This is a genomic window from Halobacillus sp. Nhm2S1, assembly GCF_019599545.1.
Classification (GTDB): Bacteria; Bacillota; Bacilli; order Bacillales; family Halobacillaceae; genus Halobacillus.
The window spans coordinates 234,487-258,773 of record NZ_JAIEZV010000001.1; the positions used below are offsets into that span (position 1 = coordinate 234,487).

Sequence of the window (24,287 nt, forward strand, 5' to 3'; positions counted from 1 at the left end):
TCGGAAAAGGGGAGTTGTTCTTTTGCGGAATCCGACTTGGTCTAAGGGGGAAGCGGGTGTCATAAGCTTAGACTGAAAGGTGGGTGTTGTTCAGTGTATATCCAAAATGGCCCTTATAGACAAACGTATGCTTCTGAAACAGCGCAAGCTAAATTTTTGAGTAGTCCCCTTGCTCCTAACTTGAAAGGAACCATCCAATTTTACCAAATGCCGTATGGTGTAGAAGTCTTTGTCCAGGTGGAAGGACTGCCTGATTTCAAGAAGACAAAAAACGGAAAGCAGGTCGGACCTCATGGGTTTCACATCCATGAAAAAGGAGTTTGTGAAATCGGGGACGGTAAAGATCCGTTCGCCACTGCCGGGGGACACTGGAATCCAGATGATCAGCCGCACGGGAATCATGCGGGAGACTTCCCCGTGTTGTTTTCTAATCAAGGAAGAGCACGAATGATTTTTTTCACTGACCGTTTTAAGGTGCGGGACATCATGGGCAAATCGGTGATCATCCATGAAGGACCAGATGATTATCAGTCCCAGCCCAGCGGCAATGCAGGGAAGAGAATCGCTTGTGCCATCATAGAAAGTTCTTAACGGAATGGAATAATTCACCTTCTCACTGTATATACTAGTCGTGTAACGTTAAAAGAACGCTCTGCTTGACTTCACCGGTGAGTCATAGTATAGTGTACAAAAGGATAAAATTTACCAATATTCTGAAGTTCGCACTTCCAATCACCTATTATAAAGAGTGATCAATCCTTATTGGTACTTTTTATAATATGTGATTTTTTCTTTATTGCAAAACGCATATTAATTTTTGAAACATTGGAGGATCCATCCCTATGAAAACAGGTACAGTGAAGTGGTTTAACGCGGAAAAAGGTTTTGGTTTTATCGAGGTTGAAGGTGAAGATGATGTATTTGTACACTTCAGCGCGATCAACGAAGAAGGCTTCAAGTCTCTAGAGGAAGGTCAAGCTGTAGAGTTTGAAGTAACAGAAGGCAATCGCGGACCACAAGCTGCAAACGTCACGAAACTATAATAAAATTAGAAAGAGACTGGCTTTTGAAGGTCAGTCTCTTTTATATCATGACATTCTAAAGGGGGGGCTACGCCGATGGCTTTCGGAAAGAAAAATCAAGCAGAGATTAAAGAAGAAGATACAAAGATTTGGGTTTGTACATCTGATGACTGCAACTGTTGGATGAGAGACAACTTCAGAACCAATGACAATAAGAAGTGTCCAATGTGCGGAAGTGATATGGAAGAAGAAAACAAAGTGCTTCAAGTTGTGGAAAACAATAGTTTATACTATAAATCAGAGTCTTAATGAATCAAGCGGTTGCTCCCTGGGCAATCGCTTTTTCTTATATTTCAAGGGAGGGGAAATGATGGATCATAAAATTAAACAGATGCGCGAAACCAAACAACTCTTGAGAAAACATTCGCTTTCTACGGTTTTAGATAAATTTGATGGGGATTTAATGGCATTAACCGAAAAAGAGCGAAAGAAGAAATATAACAAAATGAGTGCCGATCCTTACAGCTTTTTTAGAGGAAGTGCCTACTTGTTCTTTCATGATACGACAGAGCTTCCCTTTACCTTTCATACAGCCAGTGACAAACCGACTTGGATTATGGGGGATTTACATTTCAACAATTTCAGTGTCTTCCAAAACGAAAACAAACAGATTGTCTTCGATGTGGACGACTTTGATGAAGGATACCTTGGATCATATCTATACGATGTCTTGCGCATGGTCGTAAGTATACGTTTAATGATGCATTCACTTTCGTATGATGATGAGTCTAAGGATGAGATGGTTCATCGATACTTGAAAACGTACGTGAAACAAATAAAGGCTTACCACGAACGGGAATTGAACCCTCAGACCGTCCAATTTACGAAAGAGGCCACGAAAGGTCCTGTCAAAAAGGCGATAAATAAAGCGGAAAAGAGAAGTTTGTCACACGAACTGGAAAAACAGACCATCATTAATCACGATTCAATACGGTCTTTCGATATTGGGAAGGACAAGTTGTCTTCTGTTCCTAAACACGAAAAACAACGGCTTGAAAAAGCGTGGGAGGATTATTATCATTCTCTGGACGCAAAGAAAAGGAAGTCGAAGGACTATTACCGGATCAAAGATGTCGTCAAAAAGACAGGAGCGGGGATCGGGTCGACAGGTTTGAAAAGATACTACATTCTTATTGAAGGTGAATGTGATGAAAATCATGAAGATGACATTATCCTTGAAGCGAAAGAAGCACGTACGCCTATCCCTGCTTACTTCTTTCCTTATGATGAGACATTCTGGAACAATCATAAACACCAGGGAAGAAGAGTCATTCATACACAACAGGCGATGCACCACCTTTCTGAACCATTTCTCGGATATTTCACAATGGAAGGAAAAGATTTTTACGTTAGAGAACGCTCGCCTTTTTCCAAAGATGTAAAGGAAAAGCACTTACATGATCTGAAGTCTGTTAAACAGACGGTAAAGACGATGGCGAAAGTGAGTGCGAAAATCCATGCAAGGGCGGATGTGGACATCGATGAGGGAGTGCTTGACCATCATAGTGAGGACAGCATTATGGAAGCGATCGGGACGGAGAAAAAGAGGTTCCGTCATCAACTCAGTTTATGGGCAGCTCATTACGAAAGTAAGGTATATGAAGATTATGAATTGTTTGTAGAGTGGGGTACAGAGCGTGGATATTTTTAATATCTCAGGTGGCTATCATACAACGCTCAAGAATGATATAATTTCTATGTTATAGAAACGAGAGTACTGGAGGATTATCACATGTTAACAGTAAACAATGTAAGTCTTCGATTCGGCGATCAAAAGTTGTTTGAAGACGTAAATATAAAATTCACACCAGGTAATTGCTATGGTCTGATTGGTGCGAACGGTGCAGGAAAATCCACATTCCTAAAGATTTTGAGTGGGGAGATTGAAGCCCAAACTGGTGATGTAAGTCTTAAAAAAGATCAGCGTTTGGCTGTGTTGAAACAGAACCATTTTGAGTACGACGAATATCAAGTCCTTGAAACCGTCATTATGGGTCACACCCGTCTCTATGAAGTAATGAAGGAAAAAGACGCGATCTATATGAAAGGCGACTTTTCTGAAGAAGACGGTATGCGTGCAGCGGAACTTGAAGGAGAGTTCGCCGAAATGAATGGATGGGAAGCGGACTCTGATGCAGCCCGTCTATTGAAAGGATTGGGCATCGGCGAAGAACTTCATGATAAGAAGATGAGTGAACTTCAAGGATCTGAAAAAGTGAAGGTTCTTCTTGCGCAGGCGCTCTTCGGCAATCCTGATGTTCTTCTTCTCGATGAGCCGACCAACCACCTGGATATTAAAGCGATCCAATGGCTGGAAGACTTTTTGATCGATTTTGAGAATACTGTAATTGTGGTTTCCCACGACCGTCACTTCTTGAACAATGTCTGTACACATATTGCTGACCTTGACTTTGGGAAAATCCAGATTTATGTCGGAAACTATGACTTCTGGTATGAGTCCAGTCAATTGGCTCAGAAAATGGCTGCAGAACAAAATAAGAAAAAAGAAGAGAAGATCAAGGATTTGAAAGAGTTCATCGCGCGTTTCAGTGCCAATGCTTCCAAATCCAAACAAGCGACTTCACGTAAAAAACTGTTGGACAAGATCACGCTGGATGATATTCAACCTTCTTCCAGGAAGTATCCTTACATTGCTTTCAATGCGGACCGTGAAATCGGAAATGACTTGCTGACCGTTGAAAACCTTTCGAAGACGGTTGATGGTGAGAAGGTATTGGATAATGTAAGCTTTAGTCTTAACAAGGATGATAAAGTCGCCCTTGTAGGATCAAACGAAGTCGCAAAAACAACGCTTTTCCAAATTCTAATGGGAGAGATTGAACCGGATGAAGGAACGTATAAGTGGGGTGTAACGACTTCACAAAGTTACTTCCCTAAAGATAACTCAGAATTCTTCGAAGGTTCGAATCTGAACCTTGTCGAGTGGCTGCGTCAGTATTCTCCAGAAGATGAAACAGAGACGTTTTTACGCAGCTTCCTTGGACGCATGCTTTTCTCTGGCGAAGAGGCGCTTAAGAAAGCGAATGTCCTTTCAGGTGGCGAGAAAGTGCGCTGTATGCTTTCTAAAATGATGCTCTCTGGTGCGAACGTTCTTCTTCTAGATGAACCGACCAACCACCTTGACCTTGAATCCATCACTTCCTTAAACAAAGGACTGATTAATTTCAAAGGTTCCGTCATTTTTGCCTCCCACGACCATGAGTTCATTCAGACCATTGCTAATCGGATTATTGAAATTACGCCTAATGGTAAGATTGTCAATAAAGAAATGACGTATGATGAGTTCTTGAATGACCCAGAAGTCCAAAAGCAAGTAGCAGCTAAATAAAGATGATTTAAAAGCACAGTCCATCTTGGATCTGTGCTTTTTTTCGCTAGAATATGTTTTTTTCTATCATTTTCGGGTAAAAAAATGCATAAATAGGTAGCCACTCCCATTGTAGAATAATGACGAAATACCGAAAAATAAAGGCATTGCTGGCAGATACACGGTGCAAATGCTCCTTTTGTAATGGCTATGAAATATGGATGTTATGTTTGAAAACAAACTGTTGCTTGTTTGTTCTTAATTTATTCTGAGATTCTGTTAATCTTGTAATTGTGAACGGATCACCTAAATACATAGGGATCGACCAATCAAGAGGAGGCAGAATTTCATGAAAAAAACTGTATTTTCTGTTGTAGCTACTGTCGCATTAACGGGAGCATTCGCCACTACGGTAAGTGCCCACGAAACGGAATATAAAATTAATCAAGGAGATACTCTTTGGGGAATTTCACAAAAATATGACGTAAGTGTTCAAGACTTGAAGACATGGAATGGGTTAAATTCAAACCTGATTTATCCAAACCAAACATTGAAAGTATCAAGCGAGTCTAAATCCAGCACACCTTCATCTACTAAGTCTTCCAACGCATCCACTTATACAGTGAAGTCTGGAGACACGTTGTTCGCCATTTCTCAAAAATTCAATACTTCAGTCGATCAGCTGATGGCGTGGAACAACCTGACTTCCACCCTCATTTATCCTGGCGACCAGTTCAAAGTTGATGGACAGGCGGTACAAGCTTCTGCTCCAAGTTCCAACAGCAGCAATAGCTCTAGCAGCAATTCCAGCAACAGCACATCAACAGCAACGCAAACAAGCACTAGTCAAGATACAAGTAATGATGTAATTAAAGAGTTTACAGCTGAAGCTACGGCTTATACGGCTTATTGCACAGGATGCAGCGGTGTGACTGCTACGGGAATCGACCTGCGTGCAAACCCAGACCAAAAAGTCATTGCCGTAGACCCGAACGTTATTCCACTTGGATCTAAAGTATATGTCGAAGGTTACGGAACAGCCATTGCTGGAGACACCGGCGGCGCCATTAATGGCAACCGTATCGATGTTTTCATGCCTTCCCGTGAAGATGCGCTTGCCTTTGGTAGAAAATCTGTTAAAGTTCAAGTACTGGTCGACTAATTCTATAAAAAAACTCCTTTCTGAATCTACAGAAAGGAGTTTTTTTATGCGGTTTATTTTGAGTTCCAATTACTTATTGATAGACTAAAGACAATTGTAATAGGAAGGGAGCAGGTATAAATGAGAGCAATTGTACATGAAGGAAAAGATGGACTTGAGGGTTTAAAACTAAAAGAGATGCAGAACAGCCAGCTCAATGACAACGAAGTAAGAGTGAAAGTACATACAGCAGGAATGAACCGAAGGGATCTGGCTGTTGTAACGAAGCGGCATAAAGCGGAAGATCCTGCTTTAATTCCTGGTTCGGATGCTTCCGGTACTGTAGAAACCGTGGGGAAATGTGTCACAAAGTTCAAAGAAGGTGACGAAGTTATTGTCAACCCTGGACTTGGCTGGCAGAAAAACAGTGATGCTCCTCCGGAAGGGTTTGAAATTGTCGGCCTTCCGGATCACGGAACCTTCGCTGAATATTACACGTGTACAGAAGACCATCTTGAAAGGAAACCTGAGCATTTGACTTTTGAAGAAGCAGGCGTACTTCCATTAGCAGCTTTGACTGCCTATCGCGCCTTGTTTACAAGAGGAAATCTTGAAGCGGGTCAAACCGTCATGTTGCCGGGAATTGGAAGCGGAGTTCTCACTTTCTGCCTGAAATTTGCGAAAGCAATTGGAGCAAGAGTTATTGTAACTTCTCGAACAGAAAGCAAACAAAAAGAAGCTTTGAAGCTCAGTGCGGATGTAGCCATTTCTACAGAAGAAAACTGGCAGGAGGCGCTGGCTTCTGAACAAGTAGATTTACTTATTGAAACCATCGGGAACGCCACTTTTAATAAATCCCTGGATATTGTTCGTAAGGGAGGAACGATTGTGACATTCGGTTCCACGACGGATGATGAAGTGACCATTAATATCCGGCAATTCTTTTACGGGCAATACAACTTACTCGGATCTACGATGGGAAGTGCCGAAGAATTCAGGGAAATGCTCGGTTTTATTAGTGAACACAAAATAAAACCTCAACTGGATAAGGTTTTTTCAATGGAACAGTACAAGGAAGCTTTCGAATACATTCAAGAATCCAAAAACTTTGGTAAAATTGGTTTTCAGGTGCGTTAGATGTTCTACTTTAAACTTAGTAGTAACTCCGAATAAAAATATAAAAACATAACAATTAAGCGAACGAATGTGCGTATAATTGGACAATTCATCCATCTTTTGTAGTAGAATGATAGAAAGACCATTTTATGACAAGGGGTGGATGATTTTGTCACATAAAAACAATCCGAAAAGATTCGCTTTAAACATGAGTGCCGCGCAATTTACGAAGTTTTATATCATGCACCTGTTGCAAGTTCGTCAGCCGATGATCAGTGAGCACTTCAAAGCAGAGTTCAAAAAACTGACGAAGAACTGGATTCCAGCACCTTCCACATTACTTGATACCCTACATGAAATGACAGAGCAAGGATTATTATACCGTAAAGATGATTACAAATCACATGATAAAAAGAGACAAAAAGTGTACTGGTATTACCTGACGGATGAAGGAAAAGAAGAATTTGATGTGTTAAAAAAACGTTATAAGCTGTTATTTGAAGAGCAAATGCAAATACTGAAACAAATAATGGATGATGTTTATAGATAAAAGAAAGGTGAGCTTGCAGTGAAATTAAGTGTTCTGGACCAAAGCCCCATATCCGAGGGGGAGTCTGCTCAAGATGCATTACAGAAATCATTAGATTTAGCCAAATACACGGAGAAATTAGGCTTTCACAGATACTGGGTCGCAGAACATCACAATACGAATGGTCTTGCGAATACGTCTCCTGAAATCCTTATAGCCATGATTGCCCAATCCACAACTTCCATTCGGGTCGGATCTGGTGGGGTCTTACTTCCACAGTACAGTCCATTGAAAGTAGCAGAGAATTTCCGTATGCTTGAGGCTTTGTTTCCAGGACGCATGGATCTTGGGGTAGGGCGTTCCCCTGGAGGTGGACCAAAAACAAGACTTGCTCTTACAGATGGAATTGAAAAGCCCCTCAGTTCTTTTTCTAGACAAGTGAAGGAGCTTAAGCAGTTCTTACAAGATTCCATTCCTAAAGGAGATCGATTTTATGGTGTGAAAGCACGGCCAGAAACCCCTCATCAGCCTGAACTCTGGGTCCTCGGTTTGACGGAGCGCGGAGCCAAACATGCAGCAGTGAACGGGGCAGGGTTCACTTTTGGTCATTTCATTAATCCTGATCATGGAAAGGCATCTATTGATACGTATAGGGAGCGATTTAAAGACCCTTATAAGAAAGAACCATGCGTCAATGTTTGTGTGTTTGTTGTTTGTGGAGAAACAGAAGAGCAGGCAGAGGAGCTGGCAAAAAGTCAGGATCTCTGGTTGCTTCGGGTGGAAAAAGGCTTGGATACCCGAGTACCTTCTTTAGACGAAGCCAAAAATTACCCATATACAAAGGTAGAGAAGGATAAAATCAGGAGCAATCGAAGACGCTGCATTATCGGAAACCCAGATCAAGTAAAAAGTCAATTGGAAGAACTGTCTGAATACTACGGTACGGACGAGTTTCTGATCATTACAAATATATTCGACTTTGAAGAAAAGAAAAAATCCTATAGTCGAATTGCGCAGTCGTTCAATCATTAATCAAATCTCATGAGAGATAGATTCCCTTTTGCAGAAGGCTTAGTTTCCACACGTTTTCCGAAGGGGCTGCGATCCCCCTTGTATTATGAGAGTTCCGAAACTAACCCTTATACCACTATATAATAAAGAATTTATACCTCAAGTGCTGAAATGACTCTTTTTAAGTTTGTCAACATTTATGCTCGGCAGGTCACGATGAAGGAAAACCGAGACTTTCATAAGCTAGAGGAGAACGGGTGACTCCTATGTGGTGTTAGGACGACTGAGACCCCACAGGACGTGGTTTAAAGAGGCTTCGAGAAAACCCCTTTCCTCATGCAAACATCTCTAATTTGAGTCCTCCACTACCCTGTCATACCCTTTAGTAAATACTATTTCTCATTAATCATATATCCGCCTAATCATCAGGGAGCTCAGTCTTTTACCCATACCGATTCTTATCCAACCTCATATATAGAAGTAAAGGGGGGAATTGGAATGAGTAAAGGATATGGTGGAGGCTTTGCGCTAATCGTTGTTTTGTTTATTCTCCTAATTATTGTAGGAGCTTCTTGGTGGTATTAATCACTACAAAGCGTGGCAGATGCCACGCTTTTTCAATTATCATAAATCACCGTTTTAAAATGGATCGATGTAAGCTATAATAAGTACCATTACGTTACGAAAAAGGATGAAATTACATGAAAGATGTCAATATATTGGGAACTATCCAACAAGCAAAGATAAAAAAGAAAATCACAGAAGGCTTTATTGTTCAGATCCAAAATGAAGAATTTGTACTCCAGGACGAAGATGTAACAGAAGAGATTGAATTGGATGAAAGCAGAGACATGTTTATTTATGAAAACAAAAAAGGACAAGCTTCTGCGACGATGGAGATTCCGGAAGTTACAAAAGATACTTATGGATGGGCTGAAGTCGTAGAAGTTGTTCCCAATATGGGGGTCTTCGTTGATATTGGGTTAAATAATAAGGATATTCTTGTCTCCTCTGACCATCTCCCTTTGTTGAAATCTGTATGGCCTAAAGAAGGGGATCATTTATTTGTTAGTCTAGAACTCGATAAAAAGAGTCGTCTTTTGGCAGAACCTATTTCTGAACAAGAAGTCATGGATGATCTGGAACCTGCGCCTAAAGAAGTTCTTGGACAAGAGGTGACCGCGCGTGTGTACCGAGCAACAAAAGCAGGCTCAACAGTTTTGTCTGGAGAAGGATACCGCGGATTCATCCATCCAAGTGAAAGAAAAGAAGAACCAAGACTTGGAGAGACGATTACAGCTAGAGTCATTGATGTAAAAGACGATGGAACAATTAACTTATCTCTTCGTCCACTAAAACAAGAGGGGATGAAGGAAGATGCAGAGGTAATCTATGAGTATTTACAAGAAAACGACGGTGTGATGTTCCTTCATGATAAAAGTGATCCAGAAGATATCCGGAAAACCTTCAAAATCAGTAAGGCAGCATTTAAGCGCGCCATTGGGCAATTAATGAAAGAACGAAAAGTTGTCCAAGAGAATGGTAAGACAGTAATCAATCACGATCGCACTTAAAACTTAGTAGCAACTCCGAAACTAATTAAAAAAATTAAAAACAAGCATCTAAGTCATAGAACAAAGGTGCTTGTTTTCTTTTCCATTATTTAATCTTCGTATTCTGCCTCTAACCCGTTGCTATATACAACTCTTAACTTAAATTCCTTGTAGGTTTCATCAAGTCCAAAAACCTGTAAAACATCCTCGATCACTTCTTGTTCAGAAGAATCTTCATCAAAACTGAGTTCCATGAAATGTGGAGTCAGTTGATCTAGCGCCTTTTCTCCTGAGATTTTCTCTTCGCCAATTTCGTTGATAACTGCTCTGGTTTGAGCTTCATTAGATACATATTTGATTTGATATGAAAGTGTATCTACGTAATCAATCTCCAAATCAAATTGTTGAAATGGAAGAGCTTTTCTTGCTTTATCCACCTTCTCATTCGTTTCATAATTCATATCATTAAGTGAATCGGTGGTGGGGGCAGTAGATAATGGCTGCTGTTCATAATCCATCATTTGCTCTCCATTGTTGTCAGCCGTACATCCGCTCATGACGATGAGACTTATGGCCATTATTGAGGTTACAGTTTTCATTCATGATCCCTCCATTCATATCCTTTACTTAGGATGGACGAAAATTACTGATTTCATAACTTCGTTTATGTATGATGAGCATTGGAATTTATTGAATATGAGGTCCCATGGTAAGATGAAATTAGGAATTCTTTTATTTAGGGAGGAGAAGGAATGAGAAAAATGACCACTTTTGCAATCACCCTTGTATTACTATTGAGTGTCGGTGTCCTTTTCTTTTTCAATAAAAATTCTGGAGCTTCTACAAGCGGCGATCCTGAAGATTCGAAGAGAGTAGAGTTATATAACGGGGATGTTGTAGAATATTCTCAACAGGAATTAAAAAATAAACTTTCGGATATTCAGTATGAAGTAACGCAGAAAGACGGAACAGAAAAAGCTTTTGATAATGCATACTGGGATCATAAGAAAGAAGGCATTTATGTAGATGTTCTCTCTGGTGAGCCATTATTCAGTTCTACAGATAAATATAAATCGGGTACAGGTTGGCCGAGTTTCACGAAACCCATTCTCGAGAAATACATCACGACAAAGGATGATCCAGGGATTTTCGGAATGAGGACAGAAGTAAGAAGTAAGCGAGGGGATAATCATCTTGGTCACGTATTTGAAGACGGACCAGAACCGACGGGCTTGAGGTACTGCATGAATAGTGCAGCCATGGAGTTTATTCCTAAGCATCAGATGAAGAACGAGGGTTACGGTGAATTCTTATATTTGTTTCAAGAAGAAGGGTGAGTTTCCCTTCTTCTTCTTTATATTGGAATTTCATTAGACAATTGTCGTTAAAAGTGGTTTTATGTAGAGTCTATGCTGTCCTGACATATACGCCACCTGAATTCCCAGATAACGAAGGGAAGACATGGGGGGAACCCATGCCGACCCTATTTGGGTAATATAATTCGTTGAAAAACTGATTTACACTGGAATAAATGGTGTAAGAAACTCCCTCGACACAGCTAGCTATTACCTACAAGTATGCATGGACTAATTCTCTAGAATCTCGCATTTAAAGGAATACGCCTTGACAAAACCAATGAGAACGATTATCATTACCGTAAATAAAACTTTAGATACGTAGGTGAGAGGTATGGAACAAACAAAAACAGAACTAGCAAGAATCATTCGTGAACGTCGCTCTGTAAAGAGTGGATATTTAGATAAAGAGGTCCCAACAGAACTTGTTACTGAACTGTTAGATGACGCAAGATGGGCACCAACTCACGGTTTACGTGAACCATGGAGATTCATTTTCATTCCTTCTCACGAAAAAGAAGATTTCGTGGAATCCCTTGTCCAAACATTCCCTCGAGACATGCAGGAAAACCGCAGAAACTACTTTAGTCAGCCGGCAGCTTTTCTTATAGCAATTATGGATGAAGACCCTCGTCAAAAACAGTGGGAGGAAAACTTCGGAGCGATCAGCAGCATGCTTCAAAACTTCCAACTGCTGGCTTGGGAACGTGAGTTAGGTGTATGTTGGAAGACAAACCCACAAATTCATGAGCCGAAAGTGCGTGAACTTTTAGGTGTTCAACCTGGGGAAAAAATTGTAGGTTTTATCCATATGGGCTTTTTCGAGCAACAGCCAAAGCAGAAAAAACGCACGCCAATAGAAGAGAAATTAACCATCTATAAAAAATAATGTTTGAACCAATTCAAAAGACGCCGATCATCGGCGTCTTTTATTTAATCTTTATACTTAGAATCGTAGGCGATTAAAACAACATTGAGTTGATTTTCAAGCTCTTTTACCTTAACAAGCTTTTCTTTCGGCAGCTCTGCATAATCAAAAGCCATCATCATTCGCCTCCTTAAGTTCTATCCTTTGCTTTTAAACAAGGAGTATTCCGATATCAACACAATTTGAATGGCAAGGCTTAACAATAGACGAACCTATGCTCGCCCATTTATGATAAAGATAAGACTATAAATAAAGGAGATCGACATGAACTTTGTAGCCCTTGATTTTGAAACAGCTAATTCTTCAAGAGGTTCTGTTTGTTCCATTGGTATGGTGGAATACGAACAGGGCTCCATAAAAAGAGAATACTACAGGTTAGTGAAACCACAGAAAAACTATTTTGCTCCCATCAATATACGTGTGCATGGAATAACTAAAAGCGATGTTGAAGATGCCGAAGAGTTTGATGTGTTATGGGAACGTGAGATCAGGTCATGGCTGGAAGGTAAGTTTGTCGTAGCTCATAATGCGCAGTTTGATATGGGGGTTTTACGTGCTGTATTGGATCTATACAACCTTAGCTACCCGATGCTTGCGTACAACTGTACCGTCAATATATCTAAGAAAACGTGGCATTTTCCAAAGTATAACTTGAATGTTGTCTCTGACTATCTCGGATTTTCATTCAGCCACCACCATGCATTAGAAGATGCTAAGGCTTCTGCACATATCCTGATGTCAGCAAAAGAGGAGCTTGGCGCAACAGATACTAAAGACCTTGTAGACAAATCAGGAACGACAAACGGAATGATGTTTGATCGTGGTTATGAACCGGCACGCATAAACAAAAAGAAACGTGCTAAAAAAGCACATCCATCGTCGTATATAGCAGCAACCAACCAATTCGATCCTTCCCATCCATTTTATGACGCTGCAGTTGTGTTTACAGGAAAGTTAAGTAAAATGAAGAGAGATGAAGCCAGTCAAAAAGTCGTTGATTTAGGTGGCCACCTTCACAACACAATTGAATCCAATACAAGCTTTGTAGTTGTTGGCGAACAAACGTTCGAGGCTTATAAAAACGGCACAAAAACCAGTAAACTGGAAAGAGCAGAGACGCTGCTAAGCCAGGGATATCCAATCGAAATCATTTCAGAGTCAGAGTTTCACCAATATTTAAAACGCTCATCCCATAAATAGGGATGAGCGTTTTTATTTCCTGGATAGATACCTGCGATTTTTTAACCGCTCTGGGTGGACTGATTTAGCATGAGGAGAAATTTTTCCTAAATTGACACCTGCACCAAAATAATAAGATTGCCACACGATTTTCGTGCAATACTGTTGTCCGTTCATCCTGCTTATAGGCGTCCATATCTTATAGTTGGCATGAGGATGTTCTCGTTGCAGTTTTACCGCCCAATCAGCAGCCGCGTCTCCTGATTTCCTATCCTTAGCTGAGTAAATGCGCATATTACTGAATTTGTTAAAATAAGCCTCCATGTGATCTTGCACGACTCCTGAAGGAACCGAATGAATCACTTTATTATCTTTCGTTACAATCCCTACATGGCCTATATAACGCGATTCTTTTTTGCCGATAGGAGAAAACAGCAAATCTCCAGGTTCGATGGGTAGGTTTGTTCCTGGATATAGATGTTCATGTTTTTGAATCACTGGTGCAACAATTTTCTTAGGCTTTATGATGAATGCAAAAAATACAGTACTTAGGAAGAAGAGCAGCTTTTTCATAAACACCTTCCTTAGTCTTCTTATATCATTATCCTAGCGGATTATATGCCAAATAACAAAGTAAAAGTGCTAAAAAGCACCCCTAAGAACGTATGTTCGATAAATGTGAAATGAACGAACATTTGGGAGGGAACCATAAATGATTAGACCATTGAGAAAAAGAACAATGTCTAAAGTAGAAATTGCTCAACTGTATAAGGCCGGCGAGAGTACAATCGTCGTTGCTGAAAAGCGAATGTTTCACCCGATTATATCCGTATCGTGTTAAAAGAATGAAGGGTTCCATTAAGACCTAGAGAGAGCTGGAAAAGGAAGTTTAAGGTCACCGAAGACTATTTTAAAACGTGGTCTAACAACATGGCTCATATTTTAGGATTTATTGCAGCAGGTGGAATGATTTCAGGTCATGCGCAGTTAATTAGCATAGCACAAAAAGAAAAAGATATACTGCTGTATATTAAGCGCGAAATGGATTCCAGCCATCCAATAACAAAAAATGAACGGACAGGTGTACATATGCATAATATCCGAAGTGAAATTCTCAAGGAGGATCTCATTCGCATACATGGAATAATACCTAAGAAATCAATGACTTTATCATATCCAAATGTACCAAGGGAATATCAATCACATTTTGTAAGAGGGTATTTGGATGGTGAAGGCTGTATATACAAGGATAAATATTTTATCAATATCGTAGGTGGATCCAAGTCATTTATGATGGAATTAATGGATGTACTTAGAGCAAATGATATGGAATCGAGATTAAATACGAATCCAGGATGACTTAATAGTAAGAGTTTATGTTAGCGGTAAAAAAGATGTAGAAAATTTCTTCCATTGGATATACGCTCAAGAAGATAAATGCTTGGAAAGAAAATATTCAACGTTTTTAAAATTGTTGAAGTAGAAAGAAGGAGAGGAAATCCCCCTTACTTTTTTGTTTCCATCTAGTTTACATAATATTTATTATACTTACTCATTTCAGAAACGATTATTTTGTCTCACTAAAAAAGTATACTCATGATATTGAGATAAAATAGAAATAAATAAGCTGATTTTAACACCGATTTTATTAATGTTTACCAATCATTCATTCTCCGTAAGTTTTATGCATGATGGTCTCAATAAAAATTCTAACTTTGGATTGTTGTTTATCTTCAGTTAGCTTCATTTCCTTTTTTATCTTCCATAATCATTATAGAAATTCAGAACGTTTGCTTTATGATCTCCAGCATATTTTTATATCATGTCTACACAATTTATCTTTCCATTTCAACATGGTTAATCTAAACTATATCTCATTCAGTTTTCATACGCTTTTCCAATCTCCTTTACTTGTTCATAAATAAAATAATGTCATTACATCTATATCGGGACTTTTGCCACACATTTTTATATTTATAATCTCGAGCTATCATTTGATTGACTCTCGGATTACGATCAAACACTATATACTCACGGTTAAGCTTTACTATTGCCTTCATTCGCAAGATGCTTTTCTTAAATGGACTCATTGTAATCTGCATGCCTACCTTCTTTCCTGCTCACAACATGTCATTTTATTTGCTCTCAGTTGCTATCATACTGAGAATCGGTTTATTGATTGTTTTTTCTGAATATTTCGGAGTTACTACTAAGTATAAATTGGTAATTATGTAATAGGTGCTCATTTCACGGGGGTTAGAACATACGTTCTGTTGTTGAGGGTGATTTTATGTATTTGGAGTTACTACTAAGTTCTTGTTATATAAACAAACAAAAAAGAAAAGCCACAGAGCGCTTACTCTGTGACTTTAACCTTTGATTTTTTTGACGTTGTTGCTGCCTGCTCTTCATATACCTTTAACGTCTTATAGTAATACTCAAGGATCTGCTCCGAAGGTTTTTGCCAGCTATACTTTTCAGCTTCTTGTCGTGCATTTTTACAAAGTGTCTGATATAACTCCTCATCTTCCAGTCTTTCGATCGCCTGAATCATGCTCTCGGTGTTCTCATTTTCAAATAATAGACCTGTTTTTCCATCTTCTACTTGCTCCATGGTCGGCCCACTTTTTGCAGCAATCACAGGCAGACCAGAAGCCATAGATTCGAGGATGACAAGGCCAAGCGTTTCAGTAACCGATGGGAAAATCAGAGCATCAGAAGAAGCGAAAGCCTGAGCAAGCTCCTCTCCGTGCATAAGCCCTGTAAACACTGTATTGGTATCCTTGAAAGTTTCCTCTAATTCATCTTTCACAGGGCCATCTCCAACAATAGCAAGAGAAATATCGTCTCTCTTTTCCAATAACGGCTTGATTTTATGAATTTCTTTTTCTGGAGCCAATCTACCCACAAAGACAAGCAGTTTGTTATCTTTCTTGCCTGCAGACAATCGCTCCCTCATCTCTTCACTTTTATGCCGAGGATGGTAATGATCGACAGCGACTCCCCGGTCCCACACACTCACATTATGGAAGTTCTTCTCATCCAGTTCCTTTTTAATAGCTCTTGAGGTACACAAATTAACGTCTGCATAGTTGTGTAACTTTCTGAAATACCACCAAACAAGAGGCTTGAAAGGATATAACCGGTAATAATCCAAGTATTTAGGAACGTGAGTATGATAAGAAGCAATTAATGGATAGTCCAGTTTATCCGCGTAATAAACGCCGGAGACCCCTACAAGAGCGGGGTTGACCACATGGACGAGGTCAGGATTATGTTTTTGAAGCAAGTCCTTCACTCGTCGCTGTGGTAAACTGAATTCTCGATACCTGTAGAAAGGCATTTTTGTCGTTTTGACCCCTTCGACGATCGCCCCTTCATATTCCGTCACACCAAAGTCTGGAGCAATGACGACGACCTCATGTTCTTGATTTCGCAAGTATTTGATGGACTCTTTTAATCGTGTGACGACTCCATCTGTTGATGGTAGGAATGTTTCTGTAATGATGGCGATTTTCAAAGCGGAAAACTCCTTACTTCCAAGTGATTGACGGCAATACGTTTTCTTCAATGATTCGGTTTTTATTTTCGACAGCTGTTCGGAGAATGTCACGAATGACATCGTCTGTCAACAAGTGAGGTTCTAGACCAAGGTCACGCAGTTTTGTATTCACAGCGTTGTAATAGTGGTCTTCATTCTCGATACGAGGATTCTCGATCTTTTTCACTTGTGTATCAAGGCCTTCTTCTTTGGCGATTTTTTGTACGCGTTCAGCAAGATCCTGAACAGAGAACCATTCAGTAAATTGGTTGAACACGCGAAATTCACCTTTGTCTGCTGGATTCTCAGCCGCGATCTCTACACATCTTACTGTGTCTTCAATATTTAGGAACGCACGTGTCTGCCCTCCTGAACCATAAACCGTGATATCATGGCCGATAGCTGCCTGGTTAACGAAACGGTTCAGAGCCGTCCCGAATACACCATCGTAGTCTACACGGTTTACGAGCATCGGATCCAGACGCGTTTCGGCTGTATGTAAACCGTATACAATTCCCTGATTCAAGTCAGTGGCGCGGATGCCCCAGATTTTACATGCAAACATAATATTATGGCTGTCATGTACTTTAGACAGGTGATAGAAGGAACCTGGTTGTTTTGGATATGGAAGGGTATCCTTCCGTCCTTTATGTTCAATTTCAATATATCCTTCTTCAATATCAATGTTAGGAGTACCATATTCGCCCATTGTGCCCAGTTTGATGAGGTGACATTCCGGTGCGAATTCTTTAATGGCGTAAAGAACGTTCAAGTTCCCCATGACATTGTTTGTTTGTGTATAAACCGCATGCTCGCGATCGATCATTGAATATGGAGCTGAACGCTGTTCAGCGAAGTGAACGAATGCTTCAGGTTCCGTTTGTCGGAAAACTTCGCTAAGGAAATCATAATGGTTCAGATCCCCAATGAATGTTTTGATTTCTTTTCCTGAAACTTCTTTCCATTTAGCTACCCGATCTTCTAGTGATGCAATCGGTGTAACTGAATTCGAGCGTAGTTCATCATCATACTTTCTGCGCACTAAATTATCTACGATGGTTACATCATGTCCTTGTTTGGATAGGTATAGTGCCGTTGGCCAACCGCAAAAACCGTCTCCCCCTGCTACAATAATTCTCATAATCTACCTCCTAGTTACGTCTTGCATACTCGTATTCCATTATAGAATGACTCCTATGACTCTTCTATCTTCTCCCAATCGTCTTAGTTCGAAGAAGTACAAAAGTCAAGGTCTCTACGTTTTTGACTTTACCATTAATTTAATTTTGAAACAATTAATTCTTTGTTAAACCGTCGATTCTATGTAGAGATATGCTTGTGAGACCTCAAACCTATTTACCCCAAAAGAAGAATACTTCAAACCTACTTTACAATAAAAGCCTGCAGAACAACAAGTTCTGCAGGCTGACCGGTTATTTTTCTTCTTCCTGGCCTTCTGGTAAGGATGTTTCTTCTTCCTTATTCTCATCCTCTTCCTTCGTAGCAGCCGCTTCCTTCAGTTCATCATCAGAAGATGCTCCAAATTCATGGACTGCTCCTCTTGATACATAGCTCTCTAGCATCGCTTTTAAATCCATGCCTGTTGTCTCTTTTAAAGATTCCTGAATGCCAAGCATGGTAGAAGTGACACTGTTCGCTACTTTCGCAGAACCCCCGCGGGAATCGCTTCCTCCCATATCAATGACCTTCATATCTTTAATTTGACTGATCGGTGCGGATACTTTTTCTGCATATTCCGGCAATACTTTAATGAGCATTTCCATAATAGCCGCTTCGCCATAATGTTCCATCGCTTTCGCCATACGTTCTTTCGATTCCGCTTCCGCGATTCCTCGCTGACGAATGACTTCCGCTTCTGATTCCCCTTTGATTCGTTCATTATCGGCTTCTGCCTGTGCGCGTTTTGTCACTTCATAAGCCTCCGCATCAGCGATCGAGCGACGTCGTTTGTTTTCTTCTTCTTCCAATTCGACTGCTCTTTGTTTCTCAATATATTGAACTTTCAACTCTTCTTCCTTGATCTGCTGAGCAAGTTTCTGCCTTTCCAATTCCCCTGCCTGGTCTGCATTCGCTTTGGCTCGGTTCGTCTCTTTCTGGAATTCCGCTTCTTTAATGTCTTTTTCCTTCGTCGATGCCGCAACCGCAGTCAAACGGCGGTTTTCTTCATCTTGTGCTTCCTGATCGTTTTTCGCCTGATAGATGCGAGTCTCTTTCGTGGCATCGGACTCTGCCATGTTCGCTTTCTTCTGCACCTCAGCGATATGAGGACGACCAAGCGCATCGATGTATCCATTTTCAACATCCACATCCTCCACATCATTCAATGCAAAAGAAGTGATCTCAAACCCCATGCCTTTTAAGTCAGCTTCAGCGATTTTCTTAACCTGGGTGTTGACTTCCTTGAAATCATTATAGATTTTTTCAATCGGAAGCGATGCAATGATTGAACGTAGATGACCATTCAGCACATCTTTCAACTCTGATTCTCTTTCTTTCTGCTTTTTCCCAAGGAATTTCTCCGCAAAGTTCGCCATAATCTCAAGCTCACTGCCAATACTGATGACGGCTGTACTAGCAACTCTGACGGGTATCCCCTCTTTTGTATAAGCCTTGTCTGAATTGACTTGAAGTTGGAAAGATGTCAAATCAATCGGTGTCGCTGTCTGGAACATTCTCAGGCGGTACCCACCACCACGAATGATTTTTACCGAACGTCCATTATCATCTTCAAATACATTCTTTTCTTTTTCCGGATCACCAAGTTTTGGACCTGTAACAATCAACGCCTCATTCGAACTGGCCGTCTTATAGCGCATTCGGAAGACGATAAAAGTTATGATTCCCCCAACGAGAACAACCGCTCCAATAACACCTAGAATTAACAAAAATAAAGCACCTTCAAACAAATAACCACTCCTTTTCCTTTCTCCCTATTTATGTAACAAAAGGGGTTATATTACATAACGATTACAACTCTATTAAAGTTTCAGGAAATTTTCAATATCCGCCAAATTTTCTTTGAGGAACATAGACCTATGAATTCTATCAAGGAGAGAATTCAGGTATAATAGTTATGAGAAGATTCTGAAAAGGAGGAACATTCATGAGTACATATATCAATGCATGGACCCCTACCGCAGAATATAAAGAAGCGACCCGATTATTCCGATGGATGAAGAAGTTTGGCTGCAACTGCTATGATGACTTTCACGCTAAATCTATCCATGATCTTGAATGGTTTTGGGAAGAAGCAGTAAAAGAGCTCGCCGTAGAATGGTATACCCCTTACAAACGGGTATTGGATTCATCCCATGGCCCTATGTATCCTCAATGGTTTGAAGGCGGAGAGCTGAATGTCGCTCACTTAGCCCTTGATCGTTGGGCAAATGATCCGTCTAAAAAGAATGATATCGCTCTTTACTGGGAGGGAGATAACGGACAAACCTCCTCCTACTCCTTTATAGACTTACAAAAAGAAGTGAATGCTGTCGCTAATGGTCTAGAGAGCTATGGAATATCTGAGGGCAATATCGTTACATTATATCTGCCAATGCTTCCTGAGACCCTCATTGCCATGCTAGCCATTTCAAAAATAGGAGCCATCTTTTCACCTGCCTTCTCTGGTTACAAAGCAGATGCCGTCACGTCAAGAATTCATGCAAGCAAATCGAAAGCGTTAATAACAGCTGATGGTTTTTATCGCAGAGGAAAAACGATACTAATGAAACAGGAAGCAGATCTCGTTGCGGATCAATGCCCATCTCTAGAGCATGTTTTCATCGTTGAACGTACTGGAATGCAAGTGAACCTAGAAGAACCTCGTGATGTTCTCTGGAGTAATTTAAGAAAGAAAGAATCCGAGTACAAGACGAAGGTGAAAAGAGCGAACGATCCATTTATGCTCATTTACACATCAGGAACAACAGGTACGCCAAAGGGAGCGGTCCATACACATGCAGGATTCCCCATCAAGGCTGCCTTTGATGCTGGCATATGCATGGATGTCACGAAAGAAGATACGTTATTCTGGTACACAGATATGGGATGGATGATGGGGCCTTTCCTCGTTTACGGAGGATTGGTCAATGGAGCATCCATTGTCATGTTTGAAGGCACCCCTGACTATCCAAAACCCGACCGCTTATGGGAACTTGTAGAGAAGTATCACGTCACCCATTTAGGACTCTCTCCCACCCTTGTCCGCTCCATGATGAAACACGGGAAAGATTGGATCGAAAAACATGATCTCAGTTTTTTAAAACTTATCGGCTCAACAGGAGAACCGTGGAATTCGGAGCCGTGGCATTGGCTATTCAAACATGCAGGAGGTTCGCGAATACCGATTTTCAACTATTCAGGTGGAACAGAAATTTCAGGGGGGATTCTCGGTAATGTACTCGTCAAACCGATTCAACCGGTCACCTTCAATGCGGCTCTTCCTGGGATGGATGTCGATGTCTATAATGAGAATGGTCAATCTATCGTTAATGAAGTTGGCGAACTGGTTATCAAAGCCCCTTGGGTCGGGATGACAAAGAGCTTTTTTGAAGATGATGAGCGTTATGAAAAGACCTATTGGAGCCGCTTCAAAGATACGTGGGTTCATGGCGATTGGGTGATGAAAGATAAAGAAGGGTACTTTACGATTACCGGACGATCGGATGATGTTTTAAATGTAGCTGGAAAACGATTAGGTCCTACGGAGGTAGAGTCTGTTCTCCTTAAACATACCGCAGTATTAGAAGCTGGAGTTATTGGAGTCCCTCATGAGGTAAAAGGAGAAGAAGCTGTCGCATTTGTGGTCCTTAAGGAAATTCACCCTCCAGATAATCTAACGGAAGAATTGACCATTCTCCTTCATCAAAAATTAGGCAAAGCCCTCGCACCTAAAAAGATATTCGTTGTCGATGACCTTCCTAAGACAAGAAATGCCAAAGTGATGAGGCGAGCGATCAAATCTGCTTATTTAAATAAGCCAGCCGGGGACTTGAGTGCGCTCGTCAATCCTCAAAGCATCAATCAGATCCGGAGCATTGGACAGAATGCTTCATCAATATGAAAAGTACGTTTGGAGCATGTTTTTTGTATCGCTTCATAAATTCAAAGCTTAGAATCTTATTGATCACGATTCAACAAAAAAGCCCCTGGACACATCAAAGGTCCAGGAGCTTTTTTTATACCGGATATACGCCGTGTTTTCTTTCTGTAAATAGAACATCTTTGGTCTCGTAAGCATCATATCGAGTGGAAAGCTCTTCTCGCAGTTTATTCGGCTGAACGATGTCATCGATCACCATCTCAGAAGCCAAACGATAAATATCAATGTTCTCTTTGTATTCTTCATGCTTTTCTTTAATAAATGCTGGTCGTTCTTCTTCAGGCAGTGCGGCGATCTTATTAGCATAAACAGCGTTTACAGCCGCTTCTGGCCCCATGACAGCAATCTGTGCGGTAGGCAGAGCAAGACATGCATCCGGCTCAAACGCAGGTCCTGCCATGGCATAGAGTCCTGCTCCGTAAGCTTTACGAACAACAACAGAAATTTTAGGTACGGTCGCCTCGCTCATCGCAGAAAGCATTTTCGCCCCGTGACGGATAATCCCTGCCCGCTCAACTTTAGTTCCAATCATGAACCCTGGAATATCGGCAAGGAAAAGCAGTGGAATATTAAAGGCATCACAGAGCTGGATAAATTTCGCTGCTTTATCTGCAGAATCAGGGAAAAGGACGCCTCCTTTTGCTCTAGGCTGGTTGGCGATAATCCCTACTGGCCGACCTTCAATTCTTGATAGACCAGTAATGAGCTCCGGAGCAAATTTTTTCTTAATCTCACAGAATGAATGATCATCAATGAGACGATCGATCAACTGATACATATCAAAAGGGGCATTTTGGTTTTTAGGAATCAGTTCTTCCACGCTTTTCTCAAACGGAGCAGGCTCTCTTGATTCTGCCTTTTTCGGTAATTCCCTGTAGGACTGTGGGAAATAGCTTAAATATTTTCTGGCGAATGCAATCGCATCACTTTCATCTTTTGCAAGTACATCGCCGCATCCAGAGACGGAACAATGCATATTCGCGCCACCCATTTCCTCGAGCGTCACTTTTTCCCCGATCACTTTCTCAGCCATTCGCGGAGATCCTAAATACATGGAGGCGTTGCCATCGACCATGACGACGATATCACAAAAGGCAGGTATGTACGCCCCGCCCGCTGCGGATGGTCCGAATAATAAACAGACTTGTGGCACACGGCCGGATAGTTTGATTTGATTATGGAAAATACGTCCTGCTCCTCGGCGGTTAGGGAACATTTCAACCTGATCGGTAATCCTTGCCCCCGCAGAGTCGACGAGGTAGAGCATCGGCACATTCAGTTTTAATGCGGTTTCCTGAATCCGTATGATTTTTTCAACGGTCCTCGCTCCCCATGAACCCGCTTTTACGGTGGAATCGTTGGCCATTACACATACTTTTTCCCCGTTGATTTTCCCTATGCCTGTGACGACACCATCAGCAGGGAGGGAGTCATCTTGACAATTGGCGAAAAAAGCGTCTTCGATATCGATGTTGTCATCAAACAAAAGCTGTAGACGTTCACGTACGAACATTTTCCCTTTTTCAGCGTTCTTGCTATGATACTTTTCAGCACCACCAGAAGCTATTCTCTTCGCTCGTTCTTCTAATGTTTCATTTGTAGGCATCGTTTTTTCCACCTTTTATTCTCCTTTGTATTCCGGTTTCCTTTTTTCCTTAAATGCTTGAAGTCCTTCTACCCGATCATCCGTTGGAATCGTCTTTTCATAACAGGCACGCTCAATCTCAAGACCTGATTTCAAATCCGTATCATACCCTTGATTGATCGCTTTTTTCGCCTGTTTCATAGCGACGGGACCGTTTCGCGCGATGCATGCCGCCAGGTCTTTCGCTTCTTCCATAAGGAACTGAGGTTCATGGATATACTCGACAAGACCAAGGGTATACGCTCGCTTTGCTTCCACCGGCTTCGCAGAATAAATCATTGCTTTCGCCTGACCGATTCCAATCAGTCTGGATAAACGCTGCGTTCCACCAGCGCCTGGGATGATGGCAAGCGATGTTTCCGTCAGTCCCACTTTTGTGGATGTACTCATCATACGTAAATCGCAGGCAAGCGCAAGTTCCAGTCCACCACCAAACGCGACTCCGTTAATAACAGCAATCGTCGGTACATGAATGTCCTCAATCATTCGAACGGTATCTCCGATTTTGGTTACGGTCTGGACGACTTCCTCGTCACTCATTCCCCTTCGTTCTTTCAGGTCAGCACCTGCACAAAACGCTTTGTTTCCTTCCCCAGTCACAAGAACAACCCTGATCTCCTGACGCCGGTTGATTTCGTGTGCTTTTTCCTGCAGTTGATCGAGCAACTCTGAAGACAATGCATTCGCTGCATCGGATCGATTCAATTTCAGTACATACACGTGAGGGGAAAGCTCTTCTAATGTGACTAGTTCCTCCATC

24 protein-coding genes are annotated in these 24,287 nt (G+C 41.1%); 17 read left to right on the top strand and 7 right to left on the bottom strand.

Translation table 11 applies throughout. From position 1 onward, the window contains the following. The first annotated feature begins 93 nt into the window (after positions 1-93). From K2225_RS01240 to K2225_RS01290, 11 genes are all read left to right on the top strand, one after another. A complete protein-coding gene (locus K2225_RS01240) occupies positions 94-591 on the top strand; it encodes a superoxide dismutase family protein (protein ID WP_220583142.1) in 498 nt (165 codons plus the stop codon). A 251-nt stretch (positions 592-842) separates the two neighbouring features. Next, positions 843-1,043 (top strand): cold-shock protein, encoded by a 201-nt coding sequence (locus K2225_RS01245; RefSeq protein WP_027954344.1) that lies wholly within the window; start codon positions 843-845, stop codon positions 1,041-1,043. 75 nt (positions 1,044-1,118) lie between these two features. Further along, a complete protein-coding gene (locus tag K2225_RS01250; RefSeq protein ID WP_220583143.1) occupies positions 1,119-1,331 on the top strand; it encodes a cold-shock protein in 213 nt (70 codons plus the stop codon). A gap of 61 nt (positions 1,332-1,392) precedes the next feature. After that, positions 1,393-2,733 (top strand): DUF2252 domain-containing protein, encoded by a 1,341-nt coding sequence (locus K2225_RS01255; RefSeq protein WP_220583144.1) that lies wholly within the window; start codon positions 1,393-1,395, stop codon positions 2,731-2,733. An 81-nt stretch (positions 2,734-2,814) separates the two neighbouring features. Continuing rightward, a complete protein-coding gene (locus K2225_RS01260) occupies positions 2,815-4,431 on the top strand; it encodes an ABC-F family ATP-binding cassette domain-containing protein (RefSeq protein WP_220583145.1) in 1,617 nt (538 codons plus the stop codon). Positions 4,432-4,759: 328 nt separating this feature from the next. After that, positions 4,760-5,572: a 3D domain-containing protein gene (locus K2225_RS01265; protein ID WP_220583146.1), complete on the top strand. Its 813-nt coding sequence runs from the start codon at positions 4,760-4,762 to the stop codon at positions 5,570-5,572. A gap of 120 nt (positions 5,573-5,692) precedes the next feature. Then, positions 5,693-6,688 (top strand): zinc-dependent alcohol dehydrogenase family protein, encoded by a 996-nt coding sequence (locus tag K2225_RS01270; RefSeq protein ID WP_220583147.1) that lies wholly within the window; start codon positions 5,693-5,695, stop codon positions 6,686-6,688. 142 nt (positions 6,689-6,830) lie between these two features. After that, complete coding sequence (locus K2225_RS01275; RefSeq protein WP_255574086.1) at positions 6,831-7,217, top strand: helix-turn-helix transcriptional regulator; 387 nt, start codon at positions 6,831-6,833, stop codon at positions 7,215-7,217. 18 nt (positions 7,218-7,235) lie between these two features. Further along, positions 7,236-8,228 (top strand): LLM class flavin-dependent oxidoreductase, encoded by a 993-nt coding sequence (locus K2225_RS01280; RefSeq protein WP_220583149.1) that lies wholly within the window; start codon positions 7,236-7,238, stop codon positions 8,226-8,228. A gap of 477 nt (positions 8,229-8,705) precedes the next feature. Continuing rightward, positions 8,706-8,792, top strand: coding sequence for a YjcZ family sporulation protein (locus tag K2225_RS01285; protein ID WP_008640034.1), 87 nt, complete (start codon positions 8,706-8,708; stop codon positions 8,790-8,792). 116 nt (positions 8,793-8,908) lie between these two features. Then, the gene (locus K2225_RS01290; protein ID WP_220583150.1) at positions 8,909-9,781 is read left to right on the top strand and encodes a CvfB family protein; all 873 of its coding nucleotides are present in this window, start codon (positions 8,909-8,911) and stop codon (positions 9,779-9,781) included. Between the two features lie 89 nt (positions 9,782-9,870). Here K2225_RS01290 and K2225_RS01295 read toward each other — a convergent pair whose 3' ends face one another. Further along, complete coding sequence (locus tag K2225_RS01295; protein ID WP_220583151.1) at positions 9,871-10,359, bottom strand: YusW family protein; 489 nt, start codon at positions 10,357-10,359, stop codon at positions 9,871-9,873. A 153-nt stretch (positions 10,360-10,512) separates the two neighbouring features. On the opposite strand from K2225_RS01295, the gene msrB reads away from it, so the two are divergent. From msrB to K2225_RS01310, 3 genes are all read left to right on the top strand, one after another. Beyond that, on the top strand, positions 10,513-11,097 hold the full coding sequence (msrB, locus tag K2225_RS01300; protein WP_220583152.1) for a peptide-methionine (R)-S-oxide reductase MsrB: 585 nt from the start codon (positions 10,513-10,515) through the stop codon (positions 11,095-11,097). Between the two features lie 352 nt (positions 11,098-11,449). After that, positions 11,450-12,004, top strand: a complete 555-nt coding sequence (locus K2225_RS01305) for a nitroreductase family protein (protein WP_220583153.1) — start codon at positions 11,450-11,452, stop codon at positions 12,002-12,004. Positions 12,005-12,307: 303 nt separating this feature from the next. Further along, complete coding sequence (locus tag K2225_RS01310) at positions 12,308-13,243, top strand: exonuclease domain-containing protein (RefSeq protein WP_220583154.1); 936 nt, start codon at positions 12,308-12,310, stop codon at positions 13,241-13,243. 12 nt (positions 13,244-13,255) lie between these two features. Here K2225_RS01310 and K2225_RS01315 read toward each other — a convergent pair whose 3' ends face one another. Beyond that, positions 13,256-13,795 carry a YiiX/YebB-like N1pC/P60 family cysteine hydrolase gene (locus K2225_RS01315; protein ID WP_220583155.1) on the bottom strand — a complete coding sequence of 180 codons (540 nt, stop codon included), beginning with the start codon at positions 13,793-13,795 and terminating at the stop codon, positions 13,256-13,258. A 139-nt stretch (positions 13,796-13,934) separates the two neighbouring features. On the opposite strand from K2225_RS01315, the gene K2225_RS19950 reads away from it, so the two are divergent. Continuing rightward, positions 13,935-14,063, top strand: a complete 129-nt coding sequence (locus K2225_RS19950; RefSeq protein WP_255574089.1) for a hypothetical protein — start codon at positions 13,935-13,937, stop codon at positions 14,061-14,063. An 89-nt stretch (positions 14,064-14,152) separates the two neighbouring features. Beyond that, a complete protein-coding gene (locus K2225_RS19955) occupies positions 14,153-14,581 on the top strand; it encodes an LAGLIDADG family homing endonuclease (RefSeq protein ID WP_255574091.1) in 429 nt (142 codons plus the stop codon). Between the two features lie 997 nt (positions 14,582-15,578). Here K2225_RS19955 and K2225_RS01325 read toward each other — a convergent pair. The 3 genes from K2225_RS01325 to K2225_RS01335 all read right to left on the bottom strand — a co-directional run bounded on the left by K2225_RS01325 (position 15,579) and on the right by K2225_RS01335 (position 19,690). Next, positions 15,579-16,742, bottom strand: a complete 1,164-nt coding sequence (locus K2225_RS01325) for a glycosyltransferase family 4 protein (protein WP_220583156.1) — start codon at positions 16,740-16,742, stop codon at positions 15,579-15,581. A gap of 13 nt (positions 16,743-16,755) precedes the next feature. After that, entirely contained in the window at positions 16,756-17,904 is a 1,149-nt protein-coding gene (locus K2225_RS01330; RefSeq protein ID WP_220583157.1) for an NAD-dependent epimerase/dehydratase family protein, read from the bottom strand. Positions 17,905-18,196: 292 nt separating this feature from the next. Continuing rightward, complete coding sequence (locus K2225_RS01335) at positions 18,197-19,690, bottom strand: flotillin family protein (protein WP_220583158.1); 1,494 nt, start codon at positions 19,688-19,690, stop codon at positions 18,197-18,199. 197 nt (positions 19,691-19,887) lie between these two features. Here K2225_RS01335 and K2225_RS01340 point away from each other — a divergent pair, with 197 nt between their 5' ends. Beyond that, entirely contained in the window at positions 19,888-21,843 is a 1,956-nt protein-coding gene (locus K2225_RS01340; protein WP_220583159.1) for an AMP-binding protein, read from the top strand. Between the two features lie 115 nt (positions 21,844-21,958). Here the strand turns inward: K2225_RS01340 and K2225_RS01345 are convergent, their stop codons facing one another. Together K2225_RS01345 and K2225_RS01350 are read right to left on the bottom strand one after the other, a co-directional pair. Next, positions 21,959-23,488 carry an acyl-CoA carboxylase subunit beta gene (locus tag K2225_RS01345; RefSeq protein ID WP_220583985.1) on the bottom strand — a complete coding sequence of 510 codons (1,530 nt, stop codon included), beginning with the start codon at positions 23,486-23,488 and terminating at the stop codon, positions 21,959-21,961. Between the two features lie 15 nt (positions 23,489-23,503). Then, a complete protein-coding gene (locus K2225_RS01350; RefSeq protein ID WP_220583160.1) occupies positions 23,504-24,286 on the bottom strand; it encodes an enoyl-CoA hydratase in 783 nt (260 codons plus the stop codon). Position 24,287 lies beyond the last annotated feature (1 nt).

Coding starts and splice junctions, on each gene's coding strand:
- K2225_RS01260 (WP_220583145.1), top strand. CDS start 2,815: ATGTTAACAGTAAACAATGTAAGTCTTCGATTCGGCGATCAAAAGTTG.
- K2225_RS01340 (WP_220583159.1), top strand. CDS start 19,888: ATGAGTACATATATCAATGCATGGACCCCTACCGCAGAATATAAAGAA.
- K2225_RS01310 (WP_220583154.1), top strand. CDS start 12,308: ATGAACTTTGTAGCCCTTGATTTTGAAACAGCTAATTCTTCAAGAGGT.
- K2225_RS01350 (WP_220583160.1), bottom strand. CDS start 24,286: ATGGAGGAACTAGTCACATTAGAAGAGCTTTCCCCTCACGTGTATGTA.
- K2225_RS01250 (WP_220583143.1), top strand. CDS start 1,119: ATGGCTTTCGGAAAGAAAAATCAAGCAGAGATTAAAGAAGAAGATACA.
- K2225_RS01245 (WP_027954344.1), top strand. CDS start 843: ATGAAAACAGGTACAGTGAAGTGGTTTAACGCGGAAAAAGGTTTTGGT.
- K2225_RS01255 (WP_220583144.1), top strand. CDS start 1,393: ATGGATCATAAAATTAAACAGATGCGCGAAACCAAACAACTCTTGAGA.
- K2225_RS19955 (WP_255574091.1), top strand. CDS start 14,153: ATGGCTCATATTTTAGGATTTATTGCAGCAGGTGGAATGATTTCAGGT.
- K2225_RS01290 (WP_220583150.1), top strand. CDS start 8,909: ATGAAAGATGTCAATATATTGGGAACTATCCAACAAGCAAAGATAAAA.
- K2225_RS01265 (WP_220583146.1), top strand. CDS start 4,760: ATGAAAAAAACTGTATTTTCTGTTGTAGCTACTGTCGCATTAACGGGA.
- K2225_RS01275 (WP_255574086.1), top strand. CDS start 6,831: ATGATTTTGTCACATAAAAACAATCCGAAAAGATTCGCTTTAAACATG.
- K2225_RS01315 (WP_220583155.1), bottom strand. CDS start 13,795: ATGAAAAAGCTGCTCTTCTTCCTAAGTACTGTATTTTTTGCATTCATC.
- K2225_RS01295 (WP_220583151.1), bottom strand. CDS start 10,359: ATGAAAACTGTAACCTCAATAATGGCCATAAGTCTCATCGTCATGAGC.
- K2225_RS01345 (WP_220583985.1), bottom strand. CDS start 23,488: ATGCCTACAAATGAAACATTAGAAGAACGAGCGAAGAGAATAGCTTCT.
- K2225_RS01270 (WP_220583147.1), top strand. CDS start 5,693: ATGAGAGCAATTGTACATGAAGGAAAAGATGGACTTGAGGGTTTAAAA.
- K2225_RS19950 (WP_255574089.1), top strand. CDS start 13,935: ATGATTAGACCATTGAGAAAAAGAACAATGTCTAAAGTAGAAATTGCT.
- K2225_RS01330 (WP_220583157.1), bottom strand. CDS start 17,904: ATGAGAATTATTGTAGCAGGGGGAGACGGTTTTTGCGGTTGGCCAACG.
- K2225_RS01285 (WP_008640034.1), top strand. CDS start 8,706: ATGAGTAAAGGATATGGTGGAGGCTTTGCGCTAATCGTTGTTTTGTTT.
- msrB (WP_220583152.1), top strand. CDS start 10,513: ATGAGAAAAATGACCACTTTTGCAATCACCCTTGTATTACTATTGAGT.
- K2225_RS01305 (WP_220583153.1), top strand. CDS start 11,450: ATGGAACAAACAAAAACAGAACTAGCAAGAATCATTCGTGAACGTCGC.